The organism is Arthrobacter sp. PsM3, from assembly GCF_030433895.1.
Taxonomy (GTDB): Bacteria; Actinomycetota; Actinomycetes; order Actinomycetales; family Micrococcaceae; genus Arthrobacter.
Genome location: NZ_JARUXE010000080.1, coordinates 1 through 8,856, shown reverse-complemented (window position 1 = coordinate 8,856; position 8,856 = coordinate 1). Strand labels below are relative to the sequence as shown.

8 protein-coding genes are annotated in these 8,856 nt (G+C 67.4%); 7 read left to right on the top strand and 1 reads right to left on the bottom strand.

Annotated elements, in window-relative coordinates; all coding sequences use genetic code 11:
• The first annotated feature begins 76 nt into the window (after positions 1-76).
• The 5 genes from QCD75_RS21410 (at position 77) to QCD75_RS21390 (ending at position 5,423) form a co-directional block, all read left to right on the top strand.
• Entirely contained in the window at positions 77-730 is a 654-nt protein-coding gene (locus tag QCD75_RS21410) for an amino acid ABC transporter permease (RefSeq protein WP_301231533.1), read from the top strand.
• Positions 723-1,559 carry an amino acid ABC transporter ATP-binding protein gene (locus QCD75_RS21405; protein ID WP_441005532.1) on the top strand — a complete coding sequence of 279 codons (837 nt, stop codon included), beginning with the start codon at positions 723-725 and terminating at the stop codon, positions 1,557-1,559. The genes QCD75_RS21410 and QCD75_RS21405 overlap by 8 nt, the downstream gene beginning before the upstream one ends.
• A gap of 91 nt (positions 1,560-1,650) precedes the next feature.
• Complete coding sequence (locus QCD75_RS21400) at positions 1,651-2,865, top strand: MFS transporter (RefSeq protein WP_301231531.1); 1,215 nt, start codon at positions 1,651-1,653, stop codon at positions 2,863-2,865.
• An 86-nt stretch (positions 2,866-2,951) separates the two neighbouring features.
• Positions 2,952-3,686, top strand: coding sequence for a hypothetical protein (locus tag QCD75_RS21395; protein ID WP_301231529.1), 735 nt, complete (start codon positions 2,952-2,954; stop codon positions 3,684-3,686).
• 141 nt (positions 3,687-3,827) lie between these two features.
• Positions 3,828-5,423: an FG-GAP-like repeat-containing protein gene (locus QCD75_RS21390; protein WP_301231527.1), complete on the top strand. Its 1,596-nt coding sequence runs from the start codon at positions 3,828-3,830 to the stop codon at positions 5,421-5,423.
• A gap of 71 nt (positions 5,424-5,494) precedes the next feature.
• Here the strand turns inward: QCD75_RS21390 and QCD75_RS21385 are convergent, their stop codons facing one another.
• Complete coding sequence (locus tag QCD75_RS21385; protein WP_301231526.1) at positions 5,495-6,619, bottom strand: flavin-containing monooxygenase; 1,125 nt, start codon at positions 6,617-6,619, stop codon at positions 5,495-5,497.
• A gap of 79 nt (positions 6,620-6,698) precedes the next feature.
• Between QCD75_RS21385 and QCD75_RS21380 the strand changes: the two genes are divergently transcribed.
• Both QCD75_RS21380 and QCD75_RS21375 read left to right on the top strand, forming a co-directional pair.
• Entirely contained in the window at positions 6,699-7,313 is a 615-nt protein-coding gene (locus QCD75_RS21380; RefSeq protein ID WP_301231525.1) for a TetR/AcrR family transcriptional regulator, read from the top strand.
• Between the two features lie 475 nt (positions 7,314-7,788).
• Positions 7,789-8,856: beta-propeller fold lactonase family protein (locus tag QCD75_RS21375; protein WP_301231524.1), on the top strand; the 1,068-nt coding region annotated here is incomplete at its 3' end.

The following is an 8,856-nucleotide window of genomic DNA, read 5'->3' as shown; positions in this document are numbered from 1 at the left end:
CCCCCCCCCCCCCCCCCCCCCCCCCCCCCCCCCCCCCCCCCCCCCCCCCCCCCCGACCCTAACTTAGGGATTTCCCGTGGACTTTATTAAAAACACCCTGGCCGTGTTCCCGGCACTCCTGCAGGCCGTACCCGTCGTCGTCCAGCTGGCGCTCGGTGCCATGGCGATCGCGCTCGTGCTGGGGCTGCTGGTTGCGCTGGCGCGCATCTCCTCGATCAAAATCCTTCGCGGCATTGCCACGGTTTACCTGGAGGTCATCCGCGGCACTCCGCTGCTGGTGCAGTTGGTCTACATCTTCTTCGTGCTTCCCAGCATTGGCGTAAGCATCGATCCGGTGCCGGCCGGCATCCTGGGCCTGGGCCTGAACTACGCCGCCTACCTGTCTGAAGTCTTCCGCTCCGCCATCCTCTCCGTGGAGCACGGCCAGACCGAAGCCGCACTGTCCCTGGGCTACACGCCCAGCAAGACCCTGTGGAAGGTGGTCATTCCCCAGTCCTTCGTGGTCTCCATGGGGCCGATCGGCAACTACTTCATAGCAATGATCAAGGACACCGCCCTGACGTCCGTGATCGCCGTGACCGAGATCCTGAAGACCGCGAACATCCTCAACAGCCAGACCTTCCAGACCACTGCGATCTACACCGCGGCGGCCATCCTCTATCTGATCATCAGCCTGCCACTGTCCCGCGTCGTGGTTGTGCTTGAACGAAAGGCACGGGCCAGTGGCTGACGAGACCATTATTGACGTCCGCGATGTCCACAAGACCTTTGTTTCTGACACGAAGCCGAGTTTTTGGCAGAGGATTACCGGCAAAGCGCACGTTCAGAAAAGGGTGGAAGTACTTAAGGGCGTGGACCTTGTGGTCCACCGCGGCGAGACCATCGCCATACTGGGCTCCAGCGGATCCGGCAAGAGCACTTTGCTGCGCTGCATCAACAAGCTTGAGACCATCGATGCCGGGCGCATCTACGTCAACGGCCACCTGATCGGCTACGAGGAACGCGACGGGGAACTGATCGCTGAGAAAGCGTCCGTCACTGCCCAGAAGCGGACCGACATCGGCTTCGTCTTCCAGCACTTCAATCTGTTCCTGAACAAGACAGCTCTGGGGAACGTCATGGCGCCGCTGCGCGACGTCAAGAAGCTCTCCACTGCCGAGGCCAGGGACATTGCCCTGCCCAACCTCGAAATGGTGGGGCTGGGGGACAAAATCGACAATTACCCCAGCAAGCTCTCCGGGGGCCAGAAGCAGCGGGTGGCCATCGCCCGGGCACTGGCCATGAACCCCAGTGTCATGCTCTTTGATGAGCCGACGTCCGCGTTGGATCCGGAGCTTGTGGGCGAGGTTCTGGCGGTCATCAAGAAGATCGCCCAGCAGGGAACCACGATGGTGATCGTGACCCATGAGATGCAGTTCGCCCGGGACATCGCCGACCGCATTGTGGTCATGGACCAGGGGGTCATCGTGGAGGAGGGGCCGCCCAGCCGGATTTTCACCGCACCGCAGCATCCGAAGACGAGGGCGCTGCTGAGCCGCTCGGGCATTCTGCCGGAGTAGAGGTCCTGATCGGAACCTCACCGACGGGACCGCCCGCACGCACTTCGAGGCCTGAGGCCCGCGCGGCCGCGCCCGGCCTAGGATGAGGGGGATGACCACCACACGCCAAGCCGCCTTCAGCCTCCGCAGCATCGCCGTCCCCGCCTTTGGCCCGGCCCTGCTGTTCAGCATCGGCGAGGGCGCGATCCTGCCCGTGGTGGCCCTCTCCGCCCGCGACCTCGGCGCCTCGGTGGCGGTCGCCGCACTGGTGGTCACCCTGATCGGCCTCGGCTCCTGGTTCTTCAACCTCCCCGCCTCCCTCATCACCCTGAAGTTCGGCGAACGCTGGGCGATCGTCGGCGCCGCAGCCGCCAGCGCCGTCGCCCTCGCCGCCGCGGCCCTGTCCCCGCTGCTGCCCGACGGGCTGTGGCTGCTCGCCGCGGCGATGCTCGTCGTCGGGATGGCCGCGAGCGTCTTCAGCCTGGCCCGGCAAAAGTACCTGACCGAGGCGGTGCCGGTGATGCTCCGGGCGCGGGCCCTGTCCACCCTCGGCGGGGTCAACCGGATCGGCATCTTCATCGGCCCCTTCATCGGCGCGGCGGTGATGCAGTCCGCCGGCATCACCGGCGCCTACTGGGTGGGCGTCGTCGCCATGGTGGCCGCCGCGGCCCTGTCGGTGACCATCCCGGACCTCGTGGCCAAACCCGCGCCCGACGGCGGCGCCCCCGTCCAGCGGGCCACGATGCGCAGCGTCGCGGCCTCCCACGCCGGGGTCTTCCTGAGCGTGGGCGTGGGGGTGCTGCTGCTCAGCGCACTGCGCGCCTCCCGGCAGGTGGTGATCCCGCTCTGGGCCGAGCACCTCGGGATGGACGCGACCCAGGCGTCACTGATCTACGGGCTCTCCGGCGCCATCGACATGCTGGTCTTCTACCCGGCCGGCAGGCTGATGGACCGCAAGGGCCGGCAGTGGGTGGCCATTCCCTCGACCCTCATCATGGGCACGGCCATGCTCCTGATCCCGCTCAGCACCGGCTTCGTGGGCCTGCTGCTCGCTGCGCTGCTGATTGGCTTCGGCAACGGCATCAGCTCGGGCCTGAACATGACGCTGGGGGCCGACTTCTCACCCGACAACGGCCGCGGCCAGTTCCTGGGCATCTGGCGGTTCATGGCCGACGCCGGGGCCACCGGCGGCCCGGTGCTGCTCTCGGGCGTGACCGCCATCGTCTCGCTTGGGGCCGGGGTGGCCGCCACCGGGGTGCTGGGCTTCGCGGCCGCCGCGGTCTTCGCCGTCACCATCCCCAGGCTGAAGCACCGGCGCAACTACTGAGGGTTCCGCCCGGAATGTTCAGACGGCCTTGTTCGGTTAGGCTGGCCGGAGCCGGTCCGCTCAGGACCCGTATTGGGGGATACATCTTGAACACCACTTCGCACGTCCGCGCATCACGCACCGCAGCCGCACTGGGCACCGTCATGGCGGCCGCGGCCCTCGCGCTCGGCGCCGCAGGACCGGCCCAGGCAGCGTGCACATATACCGTCATCAACGGCGTAAACGTCTGCGTCCCCGACAGTACCGGGGGGACAGCCGGCGGTGGCACCGTCGTTGTTGGCGGTGGCGGTTCCACGGTCCCCGGCGGCGCGGCTCCGATCGTAGGAGGCAACGGGGGAGCGCCGCTGCACCCGGCCCCTTACGCGCCAGCCCCGGCGCCGTATGTCCCGCCAGCCCCGGTGTACGCTTCGGCCCCCGTCCAGGCCTACGTTCCGCCTGCTCCGGCGCCGGTGACGAACCAGCCGGTCAAGGGGTTCGCCCCGGCCGAGCCCAGCCAGCCGGTCAAAGGCGTCGCCCCGGCAGAGAACCCGGTCATCGACGGTGTCCCTGCGGTGGCCCCGGCCGCCGAAGCCACTCCGACTGAGTCCTCCTCCGTGGCGCCGCCCACCCCATCAGGGACCGCCACGGCCATGCCGTCAGGGACACCGAGTCTTTCAACGGCCCCCGCGGCAGAACCGATCCAGAGTGAACGTACAGCTGACGCTGACAATGGGACCGCGCCCGGATTTGTTGCCGGAAGCCTCGGTGTCCTCGTGGTGGCGGCCGCCGCCGTCTTCTACCGGCGCAGGCTGCTTGCCGCCAGGAACCGCCGCGCGAAGTAGTCCAACTCCACAGCAGCGCCTGATCCCGGATCGGTTCCACCACATGCCACAAGTACGCCGAACCGTGGGTGCAAACGGGCCAGCCTCCGTTACGCTTTCCGTAGCCGGCTCCTGACCGGCGATCACATTGGGGGAAACACAATGTCCGGTTTCACACACGTGCGCCGCCGTGCCTTGCGCGCCTTCACATCCCGAGGTATCGCCTTAGCTCTCGCGGCGGCCATCCTTGCCTCAGCAGGCGGAGCCTCAACAGCTCTCATATCAGCAGCGCCAGCAGAAGCGGCGTCCACACAGACCCAAGTTGATGCGGCAGTCGCCCAGATTCTCAGCGGAACCAACGCTGAACGGGTCAAAGCTGACCTGCAGCCGCTGAGGGTTGCTCCATCCATGAACAGCGTTTCCCAGAACTGGACGCAGGCAATGGCGGCACAGTCGCTCATGACCCACAACCCGTACTTCTCGACGCAGCTTCCCCAGCCGTGGATGGGAGTGGCAGAAAACGTGGCGATGGGCTTCACGGCGGGCACCGTTGTCGCCGGGTGGATGAATTCCCCCGGCCACAGAGCCAACATCCTGGGTGACTACACCCACATTGGAATTGGTTACTGGGTCGATGGCACGGGACGTGCCTGGTTCACGCAGAACTTCGGGAAATATGACGTCGTCTCGCAGCCCTCCATGGTTGGCGAGCCGGCAATTGTCGTCGACAAATCCGGTTTCACCTCCAGCTGGGTGCCGACGCCGAACGAGACGGTCACCCGTTACGACGTTCAGCTCTACGCCGCTGGCGGCACCACGCTCCTGGACTCAAAAACAACAACCTCTCCGACGGTGACATTCACGGGACTCACTGCGAGCACCGGATATGTCGTGAAAGTCGCAGCGGTCGCCGTCGACGTCCCCGGACTCGCGTATTCCTCCCCGGTGAAGACCTTCACGGTCACCACCTCGGCTCCCGCGCCGACAGTGCCGGGCGCGCCGAAGCGCTTGAACGACTTCACGGGTGACGGCAAGACGGACGTGATCGCCCGGGACGCATCCGGTGAGCTGTGGCTGTACCCCGGAACGGGGACCGGAGACTGGTCCAAGCGGATTGACCTCGGCGGGGGGTGGAATGTGATGTCCACGATCGTGAGTGCCGGTGATTTCAACGGCGACGGCAAAGCCGACGTGATCGCCCGGGATACCAGTGGTGAGCTGTGGTTCTACCCGGGGACCGGGACCGGAGACTGGTCCAAGCGGCAGGATCTGGGAGCCGGCTGGAACGTCATGACCTCGATCGTGGCCCCGGGGGACTTCAACGCCGACGGCAAGCCGGACCTGATCGCCCGGGACAGCAGCGGTGAATTGTGGCTGTATCCGAACAACGGGGCCGGTGACTGGCTCAAGCGCGTCGATCTGGGCGCCGGGTGGAACATCATGAACTCCATCGTCGCTCCCGGGGATTTCAACGCCGACGGCAAGGTGGACCTGGTGGCCCGCGACACCAGCGGCCAGCTGTGGCTTTACCCCGGCAACGGCCAGAATGAATGGTTCAAGCGGGTGGATCTGGGCGCGGGCTGGAACACCATGAACGCCATCACCGCGCCCGGCGACATGGACAGCGACGGCCGCCCGGACGTGATCGCCCGCGACACCACCGGGGAACTCTGGCTCTACCCGAACAACGGTGCCGGTGACTGGTTCAAACGTATCGACCTCGGACCGGGCTGGAACCCCATGACCGCCATCCTGTAACCGGCGCACCACCAGGGGGTCCTCCGCACCGCACCACGGAAGCGGAGGACCTCCTTTGGATTAGTGCCAGGTTAGAAAGCACCGGCACGTACCGCTGACGGGTCCGGCACCCGCCTTGCGATTTGCCTGACCACGTAGGCGGCGTCCCTGCCCACTCCGCCGATCAGGCCCGAGGTGAGGGCGTACTGGAAGGGCATCCCGACGAAGTACAGCCCCGGAATTCCCGGGACGGCTCCGCGCTCGGTTTCCGGCCAGCCCGACGGCCCCAGCTGCAGCCCGTCGATCCAGTCCAGGTCCGGGCGGTAGCCGGTCGCCCAGATGACCGTCCGCACGACTGCAGGCCTGCCGCCGTCGGACACGCCGCCGTCGCCCGCGCCGCCGTCGAATGTGGGCTGGCCGCCTGCGGTGCCGGTGAGCCGCGGCACCCGGACCACGCCGGCGCGGTCCAGGTCCTTCGCGGAGATCCGGATGAGCGGTGCGCCGCGCTCGTGGAAGCCCGCCGCGACCTTGCGCCCCACCGGGGTGCGCAGCGTCAGGACCGAGTGGATGAACCGCCAGTAGGCCCCGCCGGCGTAGCGGAGCAGGGGACCGGGAATGTGCGGGGTGGGCCGGCCCGACAGGAACACCCGGTGGCTCGCCGCGAGCTCCAAGGCAATTTCCGCGCCGGAGGTGCCGGCGCCCACCACCAGGACGTCACCCGCAGGAATGTCCGCCGGGCTGCGGTACTGGGAGCTGTGCAGCTGGTGGATGGCGGCGTCCAGTCCGGCAGCAGAGCCCGGCAGGCGGGGGAGTGCGTTGGCCCCGGTGGCCACGATGACGTTGCGCGCCCGCACGGTGCCGGCCGCGGTGTCGACGGCGAATCCCGCGCCGGCCGGGGTGATGCCCTGAACGCGGATGCCGGTCCGCACCGGCAGGCTGAACCGTGCCGCGTAGCTTTCGAGGTAGGTGGCGAACTCCTCCTTCCCCGGGAAGGTGTTCCGCTCCCCGGGGAAGGGCAGTCCGGGGAGAGCGTCGTGCTGGGCGGGGGTGAACAGGCGCAGGGACTCCCAGCGGCGGCGCCAGATATCGCCCACCCGCGGGTCGCCCTCGAGGATCTCGAACCGCAGCTTCGTCCGGGCGAGGTGGTACCCGGCGGCGAGGCCCGCCTGGCCCGCGCCGATCACAACGGCATCCAGCTGCTGGCTGTTCTGGTTCATGGCGGGCTCCCTTGGCTAGAGCATCTTCCTCTTACTCACTAGAATAGCGTTCCAGTGAGTGGAGCGATAGTCTAAATTTATGGAGAAGACCACGCGCCGGGCGGTCCAGGCGGCCGGCACCCGGGACGCCATCGTCGAGGCGGCCGGCCGGCTGTTCGCCGCCGACGGGTACGTCCGCACCACCATCGACGGGATCGCTGCCGAGAGCGGGGTGGCCGTCCAGACGGTCTACAACTCGGTGGGCAACAAGGCCGCGCTGCTCTCGGCCGTGCTGGACCGCGCCGCCGCGGGGCCAGGGGCGCAGGCAGGCGTGCTGGACTTCATGCGGGAGCGCACCCGGCGGGCCGCCGACCTCGACGCCCTGGTTGCCGTGCTGGCGGACTGGTTTGTCGAGGTCCATCCGCGCACGGCCGGGATCAACGCCGTCATCGCCCGGGCCGCGGCCGTGGATGAGGCTGCAGCGCGGCTGGAAACGGACCGCGCGCAGCAGCGGCTCCGGCGCTACGAGGAGGCCGCCGCCGCGGCCCGGGCCCGGGGCGGTCTCAGCTCCGGCATGTCCGACGCCGAAGGGGCCGCGGCCATCTGGTCGCTGGGCCATCCGCAGACCTACCGTGCCCTGGTGCAGGACGCCGGCTGGTCCGTGCCGGCCTACCGGGCGTGGGTCGCCAAGGCCCTGGCGGCGGCGCTCGCCTAGGGAACTCCAGATTGGTGCTGCGTGCCCCAGGAACCCCGAAAATCGCCGGTTCCGGACCCAAAATCACGCGTGAGCCGTTGTGGAGGGGTGATGGGTCGGCGGTCTACCGGGGGTGTTCCCTCTATCCACGCCATGACGGGCAACCCCCGAGCTCTTTGAGACGCGAGGAAACCGGGTAGTGCCACCCCGAAGACAGGTACCGTCCACTTGAGACCCGCAGGCGGCCTGACCCATAGACTCCGGACTGAGCCGCTATCCGGCTAACCGTTATGAGGGTGTCCGCCGGGCACCCGATGGTCTCGGCGCAGCACCGCGCCGCGGCGATTTCCTTCCGTCAATGACAGCAGGTCATCTTCGGCAAGGCCGGCACGCACGCGACACAGGAACAGACTTCGCTCGCCACACACAGGGGGACTTGATGCGGTTCTTAACAAGATTGTCCGGGCGGCATCAGGGCCGGCCTTCCGCCCCGAGTATGAAAGAACTGGGCGTCGGCAAACCCCGGTTCCGCCGGGGGACATCCGCTTCCTTCCTGTTCCGGCGGCGTGCGGCCATCATCAGCTCGATCCTGACGGTTCTAATGCTGGTCGGCAATATCCCGGCAACTGCCGCGGCCACGGTGACCTCCACGATCCCGGTCGGGTGGCGTCCGTACGGTGTTGCGTTCACCCCGGACGGTTCGACAGCCTACGTCACCAACCAGGCTTCCGCGACGGTGTCGGTCATCGATGTAGCGTCGGGCACGGTGGCCTCGACGATCCCGGTGGGGTCGTCTCCGTTCGGTGTTGCTGTCAGCCCGGACGGGTCGACAGCCTACGCCACTAACCAAGGTTCCAACACGGTGTCGGTCATCGCTGTGGCGTCGGGCACGGTGACCTTGACGATCCCGGTCGGGTCGTCGCCGTACGGTGTTTCCTTCACTCCGGACGGGTCGACAGCCTACGTTACCAACCAGGCTTCCGCTACGGTGTCGGTCATCGATGTAGCGTCGGGCACGGTGGCCTCGACGATCCCGGTCGGGTCGTTTCCGATCAGTGTCGCGTTCACCCCGGACGGGTCGACAGCCTACGTCACCAACCAGGCTTCCAACACGGTGTCGGTCATCAATGTGGCGTCGGGCACGGTGACCTCCACGATCCCGGTCGGGGTACCGTACGGTCTTGCATTCACCCCGGACGGGTCGACAGCCTACGTAACCGGGCTCGGTGCTTTTCCAAGGGTGTCGGTCATTGATGTGGCATCGAGCACCGTGGCCTCAATAATCCCGGTCGGGTCGTCTCCGGTCAATGTTGCTGTCACCCCGGACGGGTCGACAGCCTACGTCGCCAACCAGGCTTCCAACACGGTGTCGGTCATCGCTGTGGCGTCTGGCACGGTGACCGCCACGATCCCGGTCGGGACGTCTCCGTTCGGTGTTGCGTTCACGCCGGACGGATCGGCAGCCTACGTCACCAACTACTTCGACGACACAGTGTCAGTCATTACAGTGGCGCCGGCCGCGCCGGTGTTCAGCGCTTCCACACCGCCGGCGGCCGGGACTGTC